Here is a 16952-nt window from a genome sequence, read left to right as displayed (position 1 = left end):
CTTCTTCCTGGGACTGCCGGTACCAGGCACATCCGCGGCCGGCGGTGTTGACTGGGGAGCATGACGGCGACGGAACTCGGCCAGGCACTGCGGCGCTGGCGCGACCGGGTCTCCCCCGGCGCGGCCGGGCTGTCCTCGGGGGGCCACCGGCGGGCGGCCGGGCTGCGGCGCGAGGAGCTGGCCCTGCTGGCCGGGATCTCGGTCGACTACATCACGCGTCTCGAACAGGGGCGGGCGACCAACCCCTCCGTCCAGGTCGTCGAGGCGCTCTCGCGGGCGCTGCGGCTGTCGGGGGACGAACGGAGGTATCTGTTCGGACTGGCCGGGCTGGTTCCGCCGGGCCCCGATGTGGTGCCCGGGTTCATCACGCCCAGCGTCCAGCGGCTGCTTGACCGGCTGGTGGACACGCCCGTCGCGGTCTCCGACGCGGCGATGACACTGCTGCTGGCCAACCCGATGTACGCCGCCCTCATGGGCGATCCGTCCACCCTGCGCGGCTTCGAACGCAACGGAGTGTGGCGCAACTTCACGGGCGCGCCGAGCCGGGTGCGGCACACCCCGGAGGAGCGGCGCACCTTCGAGGCCGGCATGGTCGCCGAGCTGCGCGCGTCCTCCGTCCGCTATCCCGCCGACCGGCAACTGCGGCGCCTGATTGCGGAGTTGCGGGCCGCGAGCCCTCGGTTCGCCGAGCTGTGGGACGCCGGGGTCGTCGGCCGACTCGAGGCGTCCCACAAGACGATCGAGCACCCGCAGGTCGGCCTGCTCACCCTGGACTGCGACCTGCTGAGGGTCGAGGAGAACGACCTTCACATCCTCGTCTACTCGGCCGAGCCGGGCACCGAGGCGGCCGAGAAGCTGGAGCTGCTCTCGGTGCTCGGTACCCAGAGCCTGGCCGAGAAGGGTTAGCGCAGCTTCTCCTTCATCTCGTCGAGCTTCGCGAGAATCGGGTATCCGCTGACGCTCAGGGCGTTTCCGTGGCCGGTCTGGTGGACGTCGAAGACCGATTGGATCGCGGCGTAGAAGCCCTGCACGTCCTGGGTCTGGTTGACGGCTCGCTTGGCCTGGCGGAGCCCGAAGGCCGGCATCCGCGCGATCTGCTCGGCGAGTTCACGGGCCGTGTCGTCCAGTTCCACGCGTGGGACGACCCGGTTGACCATGCCGACCTTCTCGGCCTCCTCGGCGGTGAGGGGGCGGCCGGTGAAGAGGATCTCCTTGGCCTTCCTCGGTCCCAACTCCCAGGTGTGGCCGTGGTATTCGACACCGCCGATGCCCATGGTGACGACGGGGTCGGAGAAGAGGGCGTCCTCGGAGGCGACGATCAGGTCGCACGGCCAGCACAGCATCAACCCGCCGGCGATGCAGCGGCCCTGCACGGCGGCGATCGACGGCTTGGGCACGTTCCGCCAGCGCAGTGTGTACTCCAGGTACCGACGGTTCTCGGCCCGGTAGATCCATTCCAGGGTGATCTCGTTCGGGGCCGGCCAGCGGTCCTTGAGGTCGTGCCCGGCGGAGAAGTGCTTGCCCTCGGCGCGCAGCACGATCGCCTTGACGTCCTCGTCCTCGGCGGCGCGGGTCCAGGCGGCGTCGAGCTCGTCGAGGAGAGCCGCGTTCTGGGCGTTGGCGACCTCGGGACGGTTCAGCGTGAGAGTCGCGATCCGGTCCTTCACCTCGTACAGAATGTGCACGGATCTCTCCTCAACGTCGGGGCAGACCGAGCACCCGCTCGGCGATGATCGTGCGCTGGATCTCCGACGTGCCGCCGGCGATGGTGCCGCCGAAGCTGCGCGCGAAGCGGTTGAACCAGCTGGCGGAGTCGTCGTCGTAGCTCATGTGGGAGTACGGCGCCGTCCGCGCCGGATGCACCAGTCCGTCCGGCCCGGACGCCTCCAGGACGCGTTCCAGGGCGCGTTGGGCCGCTTCCGAGCCGAACACCTTCAGCACGGACAGCGCCGGTACGTCCTGCTCACCGCGGGCGGCGCGGGCCAGGGCGGCGGAACCGAGCAGCCGTAGCGCCTGCAGGTCCATGACGAGAGTGGCGTACCAGTCCTTCTCCAGCGGGCCCGAGGGGTGGAAGTCCCGCAGGACCTCGCCCATCCGCTCGGCCTCGCCCAGCCACATCAGGGTCCGCTCGTGGCCCAGCGAGCCGTTCGCGACCCGCCAGCCCTGGTTCAGGGGGCCGACCAGGTTCTCGGCGGGGACACGGACGTTCTCGAAGAAGACCTCGTTGAAGTCCTTGTCGTCCGGGCTGGTGTAGGAGGCGAAGGGGCGGCGGGTCACGCCGGGGGTGTCGGTGGGGATCAGCAGGACGCTGATGCCCTTGTGCTTGGGGGCCTCGGGATCGGTGCGCACGAAGGCGAGCAGCACGTCGGCGTCGTGGGCGCCGGACGTCCACACCTTCTGGCCGTTGACGGTGAAGTGGTCGCCGTCGAGTTCGGCGCGGGTGCGCAGGGAGGCGAGGTCGGAGCCGGAGCCGGGCTCGCTCATGCCGAGAGCTGCGGTGATCTCGGCACGCAGGATGGGAACGGCCCAGCGGCGCTTCTGCTCCTCGGTGCCGAAGGAGATCAGGGAAGCCGCGATGATGCCGACGCCCTGCGGGTTGAAGCTGTGGTAGATACGGCGCCGGGAGAGCTCCTCGCGATGGACGTACTGCTGGATGACGCCGGCGTTGCGTCCGCCGAACTCGGGCGGGTGGCCCGGCAGCAGCCAGCCCTGGTCGAACTGCAGCCGCTGCCAGCGCCTGGCCCACTCGGGGATGTGCGCGGTGGAGCGGGAGCGCTCGGCGGCCTCGGCCTCCGTGGGCAGGTTGGCCTCCAGGAACGCCACGAACTCGGCGCGGAAGGCCTCGACTTCGGCGTCGAAGGTCAGTCTCATGACACCCCCTCGGCGACCGCTGCCTCGGCCAGGTACTCCTCGGCGATCAGCGCCCGATGGTGGGTGGCGCCGCCGAGCATCAGCTCGCCCGCCTTGGCCCGCTTGATCGCGAACTGCAGGTCGTTCTCCCAGGTGTGGCCCATCGCGCCGAACAGCTGCACGGCGTTGCGGAACACCGCCGCCTGGCACTCGCCGGCCGCCGCCTTGGCCATGGAGGCGGCGAGCCGGCGCCTGGGGTCGTCCTCGGCGACGGTGAGGGCGGCGAAGTAGGCGAGGGCACGGGCCCGTTCGACAGCGACATGCATGTCGGCCGCCTTGTGCTGGACGGCCTGGAAGGAGCCGATGGGGGCGTCGAACTGCCGCCGGGTGCGGGCGTGGTCGAGGACCAGGTCGAGGGCGCGGCGGCAGGCACCGACCATGGTCAGGGCCAGGCCGGTGAGAGCGATGTGCCGGGCACGCTCCGGATCGGCGGTGCTGCGGCTGTCCTTCGTGACACGCACCTGGGAGAACGTGACGTCCGCGATGTGCAGGACGGGGTCGAAGACCGGGGTGCGTACGGCGGTGACGTCGGCGGCGGCTACGACGAAGACGCCCGCCTCGGTGACCACGGCCAGCCGGTCGGCCCGGTCGCCGTCCAGGACGTGGTGTGCGGTGCCGTCCAGGATCCAGCCGCCGTCGGCCGGGCGTGCGGTGACGCCGGCGAGCACCGCGGTGCCCGAGCGGCCGGGGTCGTCGAACTCCGGTGCCAGCGGCGCGAACCGGGTCAGGGTCGCCAAGTACGGCGTCGGGTCGGTGGCACGGCCCAGTTCCTCCAGGACGATCGCCAGCTCGACCGCGTCGGCGGGGTCGGTCAGCTCGGTCCAGCCCAGGTCGGCGTAGACCCGCCACAGCGCGGCCGGGTCGGCGCCGTCGTCGACGACGGCCCGCACCAGCGTGGGCGGGCACTCCTTGAGGACGGCCTTGTGCACGGTGTCGTGCCACAACCGCTGCTCGGCGTCGAACTCAAACAGCATCCGGGCCCCCGAGGACGAAGAACCCGGCCAGCACCGCGCCGACCAGGACGGCACCCGTGAGAAGAGCTCCGACGAGAAGGCCTTCCACCACCGGCCTCAACTGCCCGACCTGACGGTCGGTCCGCGCGTCCCACGCCACGAACGGCCTCCTTGGTTGAAGAACCCTGCGAGTTGACTGAAGAACTGAGCGAAGAACTATGCGAGAATGACATTCTCGCGAAGGGGAATCAACAGTCTCCTCCACATCGTCGGAGGTGTCCAGCATGACCACAAGACGCTGCCGCTACACTGCAGTAATGTTCTCCCCATGGCACAGAAGGCGGACCAGCCAGTGAGCACCCCGACCGAGGAACCGGCCTGGAAGCAGCGCGCGGTGGAGCGCTCCACACAGGCGGCGAAACGTCGGGCCGAACAGAGGGTCGAGCGGTTTCTCGACGCGGCTCAGGCGATCATGGCGGAGAAGGGCACGACGGACTTCACCGTGCAGGAGGTCGTCGACCGCTCGAAGCAGTCGCTGCGGAGCTTTTACCAGCACTTCGACGGCAAACACGAGCTGCTGCTCGCACTGTTCGAGGACGCGATGAGCAAGTCGGCCGACGAGCTGCGCGCCGTCGCGGCCGAGCAGCCCGACCCGCTGGACCGGATCAAGGTCGTCATCCAGGACCTGTTCGAGAGCTCCCGCCCCGACCCGACCGGCAAGCAGCGCCCGCTGTTCACCGACTTCGCGATGCGCCTGCTGGTCTCGCACCCGGCCGAGATGCGCGTGGCGAACGCCCCGCTGCTCGCGCTGTTCACCGAGCTGATGCAGGACCTCGAGGACAAGCTTGTGCTGCGCCAGGGCTTCACGGCGAAGCGTGCGGCGGCCCTGACCATGCAGACCGTCATGTTCAACGCCCAGTCCAGCGGCCAGGAGGGGACCCACCCGCTGACCGCGGAGGAGATCTGGGACTTCGTCGCGCACGGATTCGCGGGCGACTGACGGCGAGAATCCCATTCTCATGGGCGGGAATATCCCTTACCCTCCCAGGCATGCCACTTGCCGTGAGTGAACTCTGGGACGACCTGCTGGCCTGCCTCGACCTGCGTACGCATACAACGGACATCGCGACCGCGCCCTTCGTGTACGAGGGGCACAGCCAGTGCCTCGGCTACCACCGTCTCTTCGGCGGGCAGTTGCTGGCCCAGTTCGTCCGGGCGGCGCAGCTGACCTGCCCGGGCAAGAGCGTCAAGTCCCTGCACGCACTGTTCGCGCGCGCGGGGCGCCCGGAGGAGCCCGTCCGCTACGAGGTCGACCGCCACCACGACGGAGGCTCCTTCGCCGCGCTGACGATCGTGGCCCGGCAGACGAAGGGTGTCGTGGCCACCGCGTCGGTCTCCCTGCACACCCCGGAGGACGGACCGGCCCACCAGACCGTGCCGGCCGTACCGCCCGTCCCCGGTCCGGAACACCGCACGGAGTTCCACCCGCTTCCCTGGGAGGCACGGACCACCACCGACCTCGACTCCCCGCTGCCCGAACAGCCCGAGTTCGACCTGTGGATACGCACCCCTCCCACGGAGCCGCACTTCGCCCCGGCCCTCACCGCGTACGCCACCGACCTGACGCTGATCGGCACGGCGCTGCGGCCGCTCGCGGGAATCACCCAGCACGACGCGGGCAAGGCGTTCACCTCCGCCGTCACCTCGCACACCCTCTGGTTCCACCGTCCGTTCAGCGCCGACGAGTGGCTGCTGCTGCGCCAGCACAGTCCGGTCCTGGCGCACGCCCGCTGCTTCGGGCGGGGTGACGTCCTGACCGAGAGCGGCGCACTCGTCGCGTCGTACGCCCAGGAGGCGTTGCTGCGCTTCACGCGGGAGCCGGCATGACGCCGTACCGAGTCGTCCAATGGGCCACCGGCACCATCGGTGCCCGCTCGCTGCGGGCGGTCATCGAGCACCCGGATCTGGCCCTGACCGGCCTGTACGTCCACACGCCCGACAAAGAAGGCCGGGACGCGGGGGAGTTGTGCGGTGCGGACGCGACCGGCGTCACCGCCACCCATGACATCGAGCACGTGCTGGCACTGGGCGCGGACTGCGTGCTGTACATGCCGTTGGTGTGCGAGGTCGACGAGGTGTGCCGGCTGCTGGCGTCGGGGGCGAACGTCGTCACCACGAGAGGCGAGTTCCATCATCCCGAGAGCATGGATCCCGTCGTACGCAAGCGCGTCGAGGACGCCTGTGAGCGCGGCGGCAGTTCGATCCACAGCACGGGCAGCAGTCCCGGCTTCATCACCGAGGCGGTGCCGCTCGTCCTGACGTCGATCGCGCGGCGCCTCGACTCGCTGACCATCGACGAGTACGCCAACCTCTCCCAACGCCCCTCCCCCGAGCTGTTGTTCGGGGTGATGGGTTTCGGCGCGACACCGGCCTCGTTCGACGAGGAACGGCTCTCCCACGCGCGGACCAGTTTCGGCCCGTCGCTGCGGCTGGTGGCGGAGGCACTGTCGCTTCCTCTCGACTCCCTCGATGCGACGGGCGAGTTGGCGACGGCTCGTCAGCACACCCGTATCGCCGCAGGTGAGTTGGCGCCGGGCACGGTGGCCGCCCAGCGCCTCACGGTGACCGGTCTGCGCGCGGGCCGCCCTCTGCTCCGCTTCCGTGCGACCTGGTACTGCACCACCGACCTCGAACCGGCCTGGAACCTGCACGACACCGGCTGGAGCATCTCCGTCGAGGGCGACGCGCCTCTCGACGTCTCCCTGCGGCTGCCGGTGCCGCTGGAACGGATGGCCGAGATCTCCCCGTCGTACACGGCCAACCGGGCGGTCAACGCGGTGCCGTTGGTGTGCGCGGCGGCTCCCGGGATCCGTACGACGCTTGATCTGCCGCAGATCACGGCGACCCTGCGCTGAACCTCCGCACCCGCCGCGGCCGGCTACGGCGCCGCGACCTCCACGACCATCGCCGACCCCATCCCACCGCCCGCGCACATCGACGCCACGCCGACTCCCCCGCCCCGCCGCCGCAGTTCGTGCACGAGCGTGACCAGCATGCGCGCACCGGTGGCGGCGACGGGGTGGCCCAGCGAGCAGCCGCTGCCGTTGACGTTGACGCGGTCGGGATCGAGGTCGAGGAGGCGGACGGCGGCCACGGCGACCGAGGCGAAGGCCTCGTTGATCTCGTACAGGTCGACGTCGGACGGTGAAAGGCCCGCGCGGGCAAGGGCCTTGGGGATCACCTTGACCGGTGAGAGTCCGGTCTCCGCGGGGTCCACGCCGACGGAGGCCCAGGACCGCACGGTGGCGAGCACGGGCAGGCCCTCGGCGGTCGCCGTGCCGTCGCTCGCCACGACCAGGGCGGCCGCGCCGTCGTTGCCGCCGCAGGCGTTGCCCGCGGTGATGCTGAAGCCCTCGATCTCGGGATGCAGCGGCTTGAGCGCGGCCAGTTTCTCCAACGAGGTGTCACGGCGCGGGTGTTCGTCGACGGAGAAGAGGCCGTGCGGGGTGTCGAGGGGGACGATCTCGACGTCGAAGCGGCCCTCGTCGATGGCCCGTACGGCGTTCTGGTGCGAGCGCAGTGCCCAGGCGTCCATGTCGGCGCGGGAGATGTCGGCGCGCTGGGCGACGTTCCAGCCGATCGTGATCGACATGTCGTTGTTGGGGGCGTCGGGGCGGCTCGGGTGCGTGGGTGGCGTCCACGGCTCCGTCCATTCGCCGTCGATGCGGAAGGCCGATTTCGGTGCGGTGGAGGCCGAGTTGACGCCACCGGCGATGACGAGGTCGTCCATGCCTGCGCGGATGCTCGCGGCGGCGCCCGCGACGGCGGTCAGTCCGGCGGCGCAGTGGCGGTTCAGGGCCTGCCCGGGGATCGAGGTCAGCCCGGTGGTCAGTGCCGCGTGGCGGGCGAGGACGCCACCGCCGTAGAGACCCTCGCCGAGGATCACGTCGTCGACCCGCTCGGGGTCGAGTCCGGCCGCCGCGGCACCGACGATGTGGTGGGCCAGGTCGAAGGCGGTGGTGTCGCGCAGGGTCCCCCTGAACGCGGTGCCGACGGGGGTGCGCAGGGCGGACACGATGACTGCCTCGGGCATGGAGGGTCTCCAGATCGGCGGGGTGGGCAGGGATCACTTCACTGAATGAGAATGCTACTCTCGAAATACTAGAACCATGTATCCCTGGAGGGGAGTCGCGATGCAGGTTCAAGGGACGTCCGCGGTCGTGGTGGGTGGGACGGGCGGCCTGGGCGAGGCCACGGTCCGCCGGCTGCACGCGGCGGGCGCGGCGGTGGTCGTCGCCGACCTCGCCGACGACAAGGGAAAGGCCCTGGAGAAGGAGCTGGGCGTCCGGTACGTACGGACGGACGCGACCGGCGAGGACGACGTGCGCGCGGCCATCGGCGAGGCGGAGGCCCTCGGCCCGCTGCGGATCTCGGTCGACGTGCACGGCGGACCCGCGAGCGGGGGACGGCTGGTCGGCAAGGACGGCGAACCGATGGATCTCGCCGGGTTCCGCCAGACCGTCGACGTCTATCTGACCGGCGTCTTCAACGTGATGCGCCTGACCGCCGCAGCGATCGCCCGCCAGGAGCCGGTGACCGAGGACGGCGGCCGGGGAGTCATCGTCAGCACCGCGTCGATCGCCGCGTACGAGGGCCAGATCGGCCAGCTGCCCTACGCGGCGGCCAAGGGCGGTGTCGTCGGCATGACCCTCGTGGCCGCCCGCGACCTGTCCCCCCTCGGCATCCGCGTCGTCACCATCGCACCCGGCACCTTCCTGACCCCCGCCTACGGCAGGGCGGCCGACCAGCTGGAGGGGTACTGGGGCCCGCAGGTGCCCCATCCCCGGCGGATGGGCCGCTCCCCCGAGTACGCCGCTCTCGTCCAGCACATCTGCGAGAACGACTATCTCAACGGTGAGGTGATCCGCCTGGACGGGGCGCTGCGCTTCCCGCCCAAGTAGGCCCGGCCACCGCCTGGCGGCTCAGCTCGACTCCCGCACCACCAGCCGGCACGGCACGGTGTGCACCCCAGGCACCGGCTTCGCGTCGATGGCCTCCAGCAGTTTGAGCGCGGCGATCCGGCCGATCTCGGTCAGGTCCATGTCGATCGTGGTGAGGGGCGGGCGGCAGGCCAGGGCCATGGTGTCCCAGTTGTCATAGCCGACGACGGCGATCTGCCCGGGCACGTCCAGGCCACGTTCGCGCAGCGCGTCGGCGACCCCCCGGGCGATCTGGTCGTTGCCGCAGAAGAAGGCGTCCGTATCGGGTGCCGTGCGCAGCACGGCGTCGGCGGCCCGACGCCCCCACGCCTCGCTCCACTCCCCGAAGTGCACGCGCCCGGTGGCGAGTTGAAGCGCGGAGTGGTCCAGCAGGTCCAGGGCGTGGCGGGCGCGGTCGCGGGCGGCCGCGTGGTGTTCGGGGCCGGTGACGTGGGCGATGCGGGTGCGGCCCGTCGCGATCAGGTGCTCGACGGCGAGGTGGGCGCCGCCCCGGTCGTCGGAGGCGACCGAGGTGTCGCGCGGGTCGGTGGACGGGGAGAGCGCGTAGACGATCGGTATGCCGTCGACACCCCGCAGCGGCGGGCGCGGGTCGGTGCGGCGGCCGGTGACGATGATGCCGTCGACCCGCCGGTCCATCAGGTTGCGCAGGTGGTGCTGTTCCCTGATGGTGTCGCCCCGGGTGTCGCACAGCAGCACGGAGATCTTCCCGGCGCCGAGCGCGTCCTCGGCACCCAACAGCACGGGCGTGCTGAAGCGGCCGATGCCGTCCGTCGTCATCAACCCGACCGTCCAGCTGCGGCCCGTGTGCAGGCTCTGCGCATGCTGGTTGGGCCGGAACCCGAGCCTGTCCACGGCGTCCAGCACCCGCTGCCGGGTCTCCGGCCGCATCCGGCCGCCCCCGCTCAGCGCCTTGGAGGCCGTACCGACACTGACGCCGGCGAGCGCGGCGACATCGGCGAGCTTCGCCCGTCCGGCGGAGGGGGAACGCGGAGCGGCTTCGGTCACGGGCAATCCTTTTCTCAGTCGTCGTCCCTGGCGGGCTCGGCGCGGTCCATGGTCGCAGGCGGTCCGGCGGAGTGCCAGTCCTTGAGCAACAAGAGAAATATTACGCAGAGCCCTTGACCGCGATCCCCTGCCTCCCCTCTACTCATCGGCGAGGAAAACGGTTGCCCAGATCGTTGCCCGGTCCCGGTCGCTCCCCCGCCTTCCACCTCTCGGAGAGCCATGCCCCGCACCAACGCCACCCCGCCCTCCCCCACCGGCCCGGTCCGTCTCGGTCCCGGCTCCCGCTCCGCCCTGCACCCCGGCGCGGTCGAAGTGACCGAAGGCTTCTGGCGGTTGCGTCGCGAGGTCAACGCGCGCACCTCCATCCCCCAGGGCCCCGGCCTGCTCGAGTCCGCGGGCAATCTGCACAATCTGCGGCTGGCGGCGGGCGCCGTCGAGGGCGTTTTCCGGGGCGCGTACCCGTTCGTCGACACGGACGTCTACAAGTGGCTGGAGGCGGCCGCCTGGCAGCTGGCCCAGGGCCCGTCCGCCGAGCTGGAGTCGGACGTCGACCGGATCGTCGCCCTGGTCGCCGACGCCCAGCAGTCCGACGGCTATCTCAACACCTGGTTCCAGCTGGTCAAGGGCGGCGAGCGCTACCAGGACCTGCGCTGGGGCCACGAGTTGTACTGCGCCGGCCACCTCATCCAGGCCGCCGTCGCCCACCACCGGGCCACCGGGCGCACCCAACTCCTCGACGTGGCCGTGAAGTTCGCCGACCACATCGACTCCGTCTTCGGCCCGCCGGACAGCGGCAAGGAGATCGACGGCATCGACGGCCACCCCGAGGTCGAGACCGCCCTGGTGGAGCTGTACCGGGAGACCGGAGAACGCCGTTATCTCGATCTGGCCGGCTACTTCGTCGACCGCCACGGCCACGGCCTCCTCGGCGGCGAGGCCTACTGCCAGGACCGCGTCCCGCTGCGCGAGGCGACGAACGTCGAGGGTCACGCCGTACGCCAGCTGTACCTGCTGGCCGCCGCCACCGACCTGGCCACCGAGACCGGGGAGCCCGAACTCCGGTTCGCCGCCGAGCGGTTGTGGCAGGCCATGACCACCACCAAGACCCACCTGACCGGCGGGCTCGGCGCGCATCACGAGGAGGAGGATTTCGGCGACCCGTACGAACTCCCCAACGAGCGTGCCTACTGCGAGACCTGCGCCGCCATCGCCTCGATCCAGTGGAGCTGGCGCATGGCCCTGCTCACCGGCGAGGCCCGCTACGCGGACCTGATCGAGCGCACCCTCTTCAACGGCTTCCTGGCGGGCGTCTCCCTGGACGGCGAGCAGTGGCTGTATGTCAACCCGCTCCAGGTCCGCGACGGCCACACCGACCCCGGCGGCGACCAGTCGGCCCGCCGCACCCGCTGGTTCCGCTGCGCCTGCTGCCCGCCGAACGTGATGCGGCTGCTGGCCGGCCTGGAGCACTACCTCGCCACCGGTGACGACGACGGCCTGCAGATCCACCAGTACGTCACCGGCCGCTACACCGCCGGCCCGTTCGCCGTACGCGCCGAGACCGACTACCCCTGGCACGGCACGATCGCCCTCACCGTCGAGGAGGCCCCGGCCGACCGCCCCTGGACGCTCTCGCTGCGCATCCCGCAGTGGTGCCGCGACTTCCGGGTGCGGTGCGGGGAGGAGACGTACGACACCGCCGTGGACGACGGCTGGCTGCGGCTGGAGCGGACCTGGGCGCCCGGCGACCGGGTCGTGCTGGAGCTCGGCCTGGAGCCGCGGCTCACCGCGGCGGACCCGCGGGTGGACGCCGTACGCGGCTGTGCGGCGATCGAGCGCGGGCCGCTCGTCTACTGCCTGGAGCAGGTCGACCACCCCGGCGGCGGCCTGGACGACATCGTCCTGGACACCACCCGACCGCTCGCGGTCAAGCACCGCCCGGACCTCCTCGGCGGCGTCACCACCGTGGTGGCCGCCGGGCGGCGGCGCCACATCCCCGACCGGGGGTGGTGGCCGTACGCCTCCGCGGACACCGTCGCGGCCCCCGAACAGGACGGCGAACCCGTCGAGTTGACCGCCGTCCCCTACTACGCCTGGGCCAACCGCGAGGACGGCAGCATGCGTGTCTGGCTCCCCACCTCCTGAAATCCCGTTCTACGACAACGAGGTCACCCCGTGATACCCACCCGCCGCACTCTCCTCGCCGCGGTCGCCGCCGTCGGCACCCTCGTCTCCCTCACCGCCTGCGGAGGCGGCTCCAGTTCCTCCTCGGACTCCTCGTCCGGTGGGTCCGGGGGGTCCGGGGGGACGTACACCTTCTGGGACCCGTACCCGCAGTTCGACGCCTCCTCGGCCTGGGGCAAGCTCGTGACCTCGTGCGGCACCAAGGCCGGGGTGAAGCTCAAGCGGACCGCGTACGACACCACCGACCTCGGCAACAAGGCCCTGCTGGCCGCGCAGCAGGGCAACGCGCCCGACGTGATGCTCGTGGACAACCCGGTCGTCTCCACGCTGGTGGAGGCCGGGATCCTGAACAAGACGAGTGACCTGGGCCTGGACACCAAGTCGATCCAGAAGAACATCATCGGCGCGGGCACCATCGACAGCGCGCCGTACGGGGTGCCGATCGGCGCCAACACACTCGCGCTCTACTACAACAAGAAGGTCCTTTCCGCGGCGGGCATCGACCCGACGTCGATCAAGGACTGGAACTCCCTCACGGCCGCGTTGAAGAAGGTCAAGTCGGCCGGGAAGAAGGGGATCACGTTCTCCGCGATCAACACGGAGGAGGGCAGCTTCCAGTTCCTGCCGTGGTTCTGGGGTGCGGGCGGGGATCTCACCAAGCTCAACTCCGCCAAGGGAGTCGCGGCGCTCTCGCTGTGGAAGCAGTGGGTGGACTCGGGGTACGCGCCCAAGGACGTGCTGCAGAACACGCAGACGACCAGCTGGCAGGAGTTCGCGACCGGGGACTACGCGTTCGGCGAGAACGGCACCTGGCAGCTCGGCAACGCGGAGAAGGCCGGTTTCGACTACGGCATCATCAACATCCCCGGGCAGAACGGCGGCTCGGCGCCGGTGCCGACGGGCGGCGAGTTCGTGACGGTGCCGGTGCAGAAGGAGACCGGGCGCTACGACGTCAGCAAGAAGATCGTCACCTGTCTGACCAGCGACGCGAATCTGCTGCCCACCGACACGACGCTGCAGTATGTCGCGCCGACGGCCGCCGTGCAGGCCGAGCAGGTCAAGCAGAACCCGAAGCTCAAGCCGTGGGTGTCGGCGGTGGCGGCGGCCCGCGGCCGTACCAGCGGCGGTCTGGGCACCAAGTACCCGACCATCTCCCAGCCGATGTGGACCGCCGTGCAGGCCGCGCTGTCGGGCGGCAAGAGCCCGCAGGACGCCCTGGACACCGCCCAGTCGAGCGCGCAGAAGGGCTAGGAACGGCATGACCATCGCCCGGGTCGACCGTCCGCGGCGGGCTCCGGCCGCCGCGGCGGGGGCGAGCGGCTCCGACGCCGTGTCCCTGCGCCGCCGGCAGCGGCGCAGGAGCCGCCTCACCGCGCTCGCCTTCGTGACGCCCCTGCTCGCCTATCTCGCCGCGTTCTACGTCTATCCGCTCTACCGCAATCTCGATCTGAGCCTGCGCGACTACACCGTCCGGTCGTTCGTGGCGGGGGACGCGCCGTTCTCCGGATGGGACAACTTCCGTACCGTCCTGGACGATCCGACGTTCGGTCCGGCCATGCGGCACACGATGGTCTTCACCTTCGTGTCGATCGCCTTCCAGTACGTCATCGGGCTGGCCCTCGCGGTCTTCTTCAACCGGCACTTCAGGCTCTCCACGGTGTTGCGGGCACTGTTCCTCATCCCGTGGCTGCTGCCGCTGATCGTGTCGGCGTCGACGTGGTCGTGGATGTTCAACAGCGAGTCGGGAGTGGTGAACTACTTCCTGCACTTCTTCGGCGTCGACCCGGTCGGCTGGCTGACCTCGCCGGACTGGGCGCTGACCTCGGTGATCGTCGCCAACATCTGGATCGGCATCCCGTTCAACCTGGTCATCCTCTACAGCGGCCTGCAGAACATCCCCGCGGAGTTGTACGAGGCTGCGTCCCTGGACGGGGCGAGCACCTGGCAGCAGTTCCGCCGGATCACGTTTCCGCTGCTGCGCCCGGTGTCGGCGATCACCCTGCTCCTCGGGCTCGTCTACACCCTCAAGGTCTTCGACCTGATCTGGATCATGACCAAGGGCGGCCCCGGCGACGCCTCGTCGACCCTGGCGACATGGTCGTACCAGCTCGGTTTCGGCACGCTGCTGCCCAAGTTCGGCCCCGGGGCCGCGGTGGGCAACCTCCTCATCCTCATCGCCCTCGTCTTCGGGCTGCTGTACATCCGCGTCCAGAGGAGGCAGGAGGCGTGAAATCCCTTACGCACACTCGCCGTTACACGCTGATCGGGCTCGTCCTCACCGCACTGATGCTGTTCCCGGTGTACTGGATGCTGAACGTGTCCCTCACCCCGCAGCAGGACATGCGCAAGGACCCGCCCGACCTGTTCCCGCTGCACCCGACCTTCGAGGGCTACCGGGCCGTCCTGGACGACCAGTTGCCCTACCTCGGCACCAGCCTGCTGATCGGCCTGGGCACGGTCGCCCTTACCCTCGTCCTGGCCGCCCCGGCCGGCTACTCCCTGGCGAAACTCCGCCCGCGCGGCGGCGGCGCGCTGGGCCTCGGCCTGCTGATCGCGCAGATGGTCCCCGGGATCGTCATGGCGATGGGCTTCTACGGCATCTTCCTGGACCTCGGTCTGCTCAACTCCTGGTGGGGGCTGATCATCGCGGACTCCACCATCGCCGTGCCGTTCGGCGTCATGATCTTCACGGCGTTCATGTCGGGCATCCCCGGCGAGCTCATCGCCGCGTCCCGCATCGACGGGGCCGGCACCTTCCGCACCTTCTGGTCGGTCGTCCTGCCGGTGAGCCGCAACGCCCTGGTCACCGTCTCGCTGTTCAGCTTCCTGTGGGCCTGGTCCGACTTCGTCTTCGCCAACACCCTTGACGGCGGCGGCGATCTGCGGCCGATCACCCTCGGCATCTACAAGTACATCGGCAACAACAACCAGGAGTGGAACGCGATCATGGCCACCGCCGTCGTCGCGTCCGTCCCCGCAGCGGTCCTGCTGGTCCTCGCTCAGCGCTATGTGGCCGCGGGTGTGACCGCGGGCGCCGTGAAGGACTGAGATCCCAGAGGTCGACGTCCCCGAGGACCGACCTACCGGAGGGCCGGCCCACCGGAGGGCCGCCCCCTCCATCCCCCCATCCTCCCCGAGGAGATATCTGTCATGAGCCGCACAAGACCGCCCGTCCCCGCACGTCTGACGGCCGTACTGGGCGCCGCCGCACTCACCGCGGCAGCGCTGGCCACCGCCGCCCCCGCCCAGGCGGCCCCGACCGCCTCCACCACACTCGTCGTCAACGCCGACCAGACCCTGCGTGCGGTCACCCATGTGGCCACCGGCAGCCTCTACGGCCTCGCGGACGCGAGCACCCCGTCCGACAGCCTGGTGACCCCGCTCAAGCCGAACACCTTCGTCCAGATGGCCCCGGGCGGCTCCCAACTCCCCAACGGTGAACCCAAGCCCGCCGGCGACGCGTTGGTCGTGGCATCCAAGGCGGCGCGGGCCGGCGCCAAGGTCGTCGTACGCATGCCGGACTGGTATCCGAACTTCCCGTACAAGTGGGTGAGTTGGAGCGACTGGCTGTCGGCCGTGGACAAGCAGGTCGCGTCGGTGCAGGCCTCCTCGGCCACCAACGTCGCCGCCTACGAACTGTGGAACGAACCGGACTGGACGTGGGACACGACAAACGCCGGTGCCTTCGACGCCGGTTGGGCACGGACGTACAAGGAGGTCCGGGCCAAGGACACCAAGACGCCGATCCAGGGCCCGAGTTACTCGGCGTGGAACCAGTCCTGGATGAGCACGTTCCTCACCGACGCCAAGGCGAGCGGCACGGTGCCGGACATCATCGCCTGGCACGAGCTGCAGGGTTCGGCGAACATCGCCTCGCACGTCTCCGCGTACCGGGCCCTGGAGAGCAGCCTCGGCATCAGCCCGCGGCCGATCGCGATCGAGGAGTACGGCACCACGAGCGAGGTCGGCGTGCCCGGACCGCTGGTGGGCTACGTCGCCAAGTTCGAGCGGGCGGGCGTGCACGACGCGGAGCTGGCTTTCTGGAACCACTACGGCACCCTCGGCGACACACTGACCGACACCGGCGGCTCGCCCAACGGCTCGTACTGGCTCTACAAGTGGTACGGCGACATGTCCGGGAACATGCTGGTCACCACTCCCCCGGCGCAGACGGGTATCGACGGCGCGGCCTCCCTCAACAGTGCGGGCAACCAGGTCAGCGTCATCTTCGGCGGCGGCGCCGGTTCAAGCGCCGTGCAGGTCAAGGGACTCGGATCGCTGTCGGCGTTCGGCGGCACCGTGCACGCGAAGCTGGAGTACACGCCGTCGAAGGGCCGTACGACCGCGGTGTCCGGGCCGGTGACCATCTCGGACGCCGACTACACCGTCTCGAACGGCTCGATCACCGTACCCGTGACGACCAATGCCTCCGACGGCTATCACCTGGTGGTCACGCCGAGCGGAACCTCGTCCTCACTGGCCGGTACCTACCAGATCACCAACAAGAACAGCGCTCTCGCCCTCGACACCTCGGGTGCGGGCACGGCGCAGGGCACGTCGGTGGTCCAGGCGACGTCGAGCACGGGCAGCAGCCAGTCGTGGACCCTCACCGCCGCCGGATCCGGCCTCTACAAGATCAGCAACAAGGCGAGCGGGCTGCTGCTGGGCATCGACTCCATGAGCACGGCGGACGGCGGCAAGGCCCTGATCTGGGGTGACAACGGCACCGCCGACCACCTCTGGCAGCTCATCCCGTCCGGCGACGGCTACTACAAGATCGCCAACTACAACAGCGGTCTGCTGCTCGGCGTGAACGGCATGAGCACGTCGTCGGGGGCCCAGGTGCTGCAGTGGGACGACAACGGCACGGCGGACCACCTGTGGAAGCTGACGTCCCGGTGAG

At 70.2% G+C, this 16952-nt stretch carries 16 protein-coding genes; 10 read left to right on the top strand and 6 right to left on the bottom strand.

The genetic code is table 11. The features are described 5' to 3' along the window. Nucleotides 1-60: 60 nt before the first annotated feature. Nucleotides 61-906 (top strand): helix-turn-helix transcriptional regulator, encoded by an 846-nt coding sequence (locus tag ACWC09_RS27085; RefSeq protein ID WP_450853295.1) that lies wholly within the window; start codon nucleotides 61-63, stop codon nucleotides 904-906. Here ACWC09_RS27085 and ACWC09_RS27080 read toward each other — a convergent pair. The 4 genes from ACWC09_RS27080 to ACWC09_RS27065 are packed head-to-tail and all read right to left on the bottom strand — an operon-like array spanning nucleotide 903 to nucleotide 4023. Continuing rightward, nucleotides 903-1685, bottom strand: a complete 783-nt coding sequence (locus tag ACWC09_RS27080; protein WP_450853293.1) for an enoyl-CoA hydratase — start codon at nucleotides 1683-1685, stop codon at nucleotides 903-905. The genes ACWC09_RS27085 and ACWC09_RS27080 overlap by 4 nt on opposite strands. A 10-nt stretch (nucleotides 1686-1695) precedes the next feature. After that, nucleotides 1696-2871 (bottom strand): acyl-CoA dehydrogenase family protein, encoded by a 1176-nt coding sequence (locus ACWC09_RS27075; RefSeq protein WP_450853291.1) that lies wholly within the window; start codon nucleotides 2869-2871, stop codon nucleotides 1696-1698. Beyond that, complete coding sequence (locus tag ACWC09_RS27070; RefSeq protein ID WP_450853289.1) at nucleotides 2868-3884, bottom strand: acyl-CoA dehydrogenase family protein; 1017 nt, start codon at nucleotides 3882-3884, stop codon at nucleotides 2868-2870. The genes ACWC09_RS27075 and ACWC09_RS27070 overlap by 4 nt, the downstream gene beginning before the upstream one ends. Beyond that, a complete protein-coding gene (locus tag ACWC09_RS27065) occupies nucleotides 3874-4023 on the bottom strand; it encodes a hypothetical protein (RefSeq protein WP_450853287.1) in 150 nt (49 codons plus the stop codon). Before ACWC09_RS27065 ends, ACWC09_RS27070 begins: the two co-directional genes overlap by 11 nt. Nucleotides 4024-4191: 168 nt before the next feature. Here ACWC09_RS27065 and ACWC09_RS27060 point away from each other — a divergent pair, with 168 nt between their 5' ends. Genes ACWC09_RS27060 through ACWC09_RS27050 form a run of 3 tightly spaced genes read left to right on the top strand, consistent with a single transcriptional unit; the run spans nucleotide 4192 to nucleotide 6778 of the window. After that, nucleotides 4192-4863: a TetR/AcrR family transcriptional regulator gene (locus ACWC09_RS27060; RefSeq protein ID WP_450853285.1), complete on the top strand. Its 672-nt coding sequence runs from the start codon at nucleotides 4192-4194 to the stop codon at nucleotides 4861-4863. Nucleotides 4864-4913: 50 nt separating this feature from the next. Continuing rightward, nucleotides 4914-5750 (top strand): acyl-CoA thioesterase, encoded by an 837-nt coding sequence (locus ACWC09_RS27055; RefSeq protein WP_450853283.1) that lies wholly within the window; start codon nucleotides 4914-4916, stop codon nucleotides 5748-5750. After that, the gene (locus tag ACWC09_RS27050; protein ID WP_450853281.1) at nucleotides 5747-6778 is read left to right on the top strand and encodes an NAD(P)H-dependent amine dehydrogenase family protein; all 1032 of its coding nucleotides are present in this window, start codon (nucleotides 5747-5749) and stop codon (nucleotides 6776-6778) included. The genes ACWC09_RS27055 and ACWC09_RS27050 overlap by 4 nt, the downstream gene beginning before the upstream one ends. A 23-nt stretch (nucleotides 6779-6801) precedes the next feature. On the opposite strand, the gene ACWC09_RS27045 is transcribed toward ACWC09_RS27050, so the two are convergent. Continuing rightward, nucleotides 6802-7956: a thiolase family protein gene (locus ACWC09_RS27045; protein ID WP_450853279.1), complete on the bottom strand. Its 1155-nt coding sequence runs from the start codon at nucleotides 7954-7956 to the stop codon at nucleotides 6802-6804. A gap of 100 nt (nucleotides 7957-8056) precedes the next feature. Between ACWC09_RS27045 and ACWC09_RS27040 the strand changes: the two genes are divergently transcribed. Further along, nucleotides 8057-8824 (top strand): SDR family NAD(P)-dependent oxidoreductase, encoded by a 768-nt coding sequence (locus tag ACWC09_RS27040; protein WP_450853277.1) that lies wholly within the window; start codon nucleotides 8057-8059, stop codon nucleotides 8822-8824. A gap of 21 nt (nucleotides 8825-8845) precedes the next feature. Here ACWC09_RS27040 and ACWC09_RS27035 read toward each other — a convergent pair whose 3' ends face one another. Next, a complete protein-coding gene (locus ACWC09_RS27035; protein ID WP_450853275.1) occupies nucleotides 8846-9868 on the bottom strand; it encodes a LacI family DNA-binding transcriptional regulator in 1023 nt (340 codons plus the stop codon). A 219-nt stretch (nucleotides 9869-10087) separates the two neighbouring features. On the opposite strand from ACWC09_RS27035, the gene ACWC09_RS27030 reads away from it, so the two are divergent. From ACWC09_RS27030 to ACWC09_RS27010, 5 genes are all read left to right on the top strand, one after another. Continuing rightward, complete coding sequence (locus ACWC09_RS27030; protein ID WP_450853273.1) at nucleotides 10088-12010, top strand: glycoside hydrolase family 127 protein; 1923 nt, start codon at nucleotides 10088-10090, stop codon at nucleotides 12008-12010. 30 nt (nucleotides 12011-12040) lie between these two features. Next, nucleotides 12041-13300 carry a sugar ABC transporter substrate-binding protein gene (locus tag ACWC09_RS27025; protein WP_450853271.1) on the top strand — a complete coding sequence of 420 codons (1260 nt, stop codon included), beginning with the start codon at nucleotides 12041-12043 and terminating at the stop codon, nucleotides 13298-13300. A 7-nt stretch (nucleotides 13301-13307) separates the two neighbouring features. Beyond that, on the top strand, nucleotides 13308-14279 hold the full coding sequence (locus tag ACWC09_RS27020; protein ID WP_450853269.1) for a carbohydrate ABC transporter permease: 972 nt from the start codon (nucleotides 13308-13310) through the stop codon (nucleotides 14277-14279). Next, nucleotides 14276-15097: a carbohydrate ABC transporter permease gene (locus ACWC09_RS27015; RefSeq protein WP_450853267.1), complete on the top strand. Its 822-nt coding sequence runs from the start codon at nucleotides 14276-14278 to the stop codon at nucleotides 15095-15097. The genes ACWC09_RS27020 and ACWC09_RS27015 overlap by 4 nt, the downstream gene beginning before the upstream one ends. Before the next feature lie 102 nt (nucleotides 15098-15199). Further along, nucleotides 15200-16951, top strand: coding sequence for an RICIN domain-containing protein (locus tag ACWC09_RS27010; RefSeq protein ID WP_450853265.1), 1752 nt, complete (start codon nucleotides 15200-15202; stop codon nucleotides 16949-16951). Nucleotide 16952: the final 1 nt, after the last annotated feature.

The organism is Streptomyces sp. NPDC001617, assembly GCF_053596855.1.
The sequence above is the reverse complement of the archived record's forward strand: the minus strand, read 5'-3'. Positions and strand labels throughout refer to the sequence as shown.

Bases quoted from the DNA above. Each gene is read 5' to 3' on its own strand.
- ACWC09_RS27060 (WP_450853285.1), top strand. From the start codon at position 4,192: ATGGCACAGAAGGCGGACCAGCCAGTGAGCACCCCGACCGAGGAACCG.
- ACWC09_RS27030 (WP_450853273.1), top strand. From the start codon at position 10,088: ATGCCCCGCACCAACGCCACCCCGCCCTCCCCCACCGGCCCGGTCCGT.
- ACWC09_RS27075 (WP_450853291.1), bottom strand. From the start codon at position 2,871: ATGAGACTGACCTTCGACGCCGAAGTCGAGGCCTTCCGCGCCGAGTTC.
- ACWC09_RS27070 (WP_450853289.1), bottom strand. From the start codon at position 3,884: ATGCTGTTTGAGTTCGACGCCGAGCAGCGGTTGTGGCACGACACCGTG.
- ACWC09_RS27045 (WP_450853279.1), bottom strand. From the start codon at position 7,956: ATGCCCGAGGCAGTCATCGTGTCCGCCCTGCGCACCCCCGTCGGCACC.
- ACWC09_RS27050 (WP_450853281.1), top strand. From the start codon at position 5,747: ATGACGCCGTACCGAGTCGTCCAATGGGCCACCGGCACCATCGGTGCC.
- ACWC09_RS27085 (WP_450853295.1), top strand. From the start codon at position 61: ATGACGGCGACGGAACTCGGCCAGGCACTGCGGCGCTGGCGCGACCGG.
- ACWC09_RS27020 (WP_450853269.1), top strand. From the start codon at position 13,308: ATGACCATCGCCCGGGTCGACCGTCCGCGGCGGGCTCCGGCCGCCGCG.
- ACWC09_RS27055 (WP_450853283.1), top strand. From the start codon at position 4,914: ATGCCACTTGCCGTGAGTGAACTCTGGGACGACCTGCTGGCCTGCCTC.
- ACWC09_RS27040 (WP_450853277.1), top strand. From the start codon at position 8,057: ATGCAGGTTCAAGGGACGTCCGCGGTCGTGGTGGGTGGGACGGGCGGC.
- ACWC09_RS27010 (WP_450853265.1), top strand. From the start codon at position 15,200: ATGAGCCGCACAAGACCGCCCGTCCCCGCACGTCTGACGGCCGTACTG.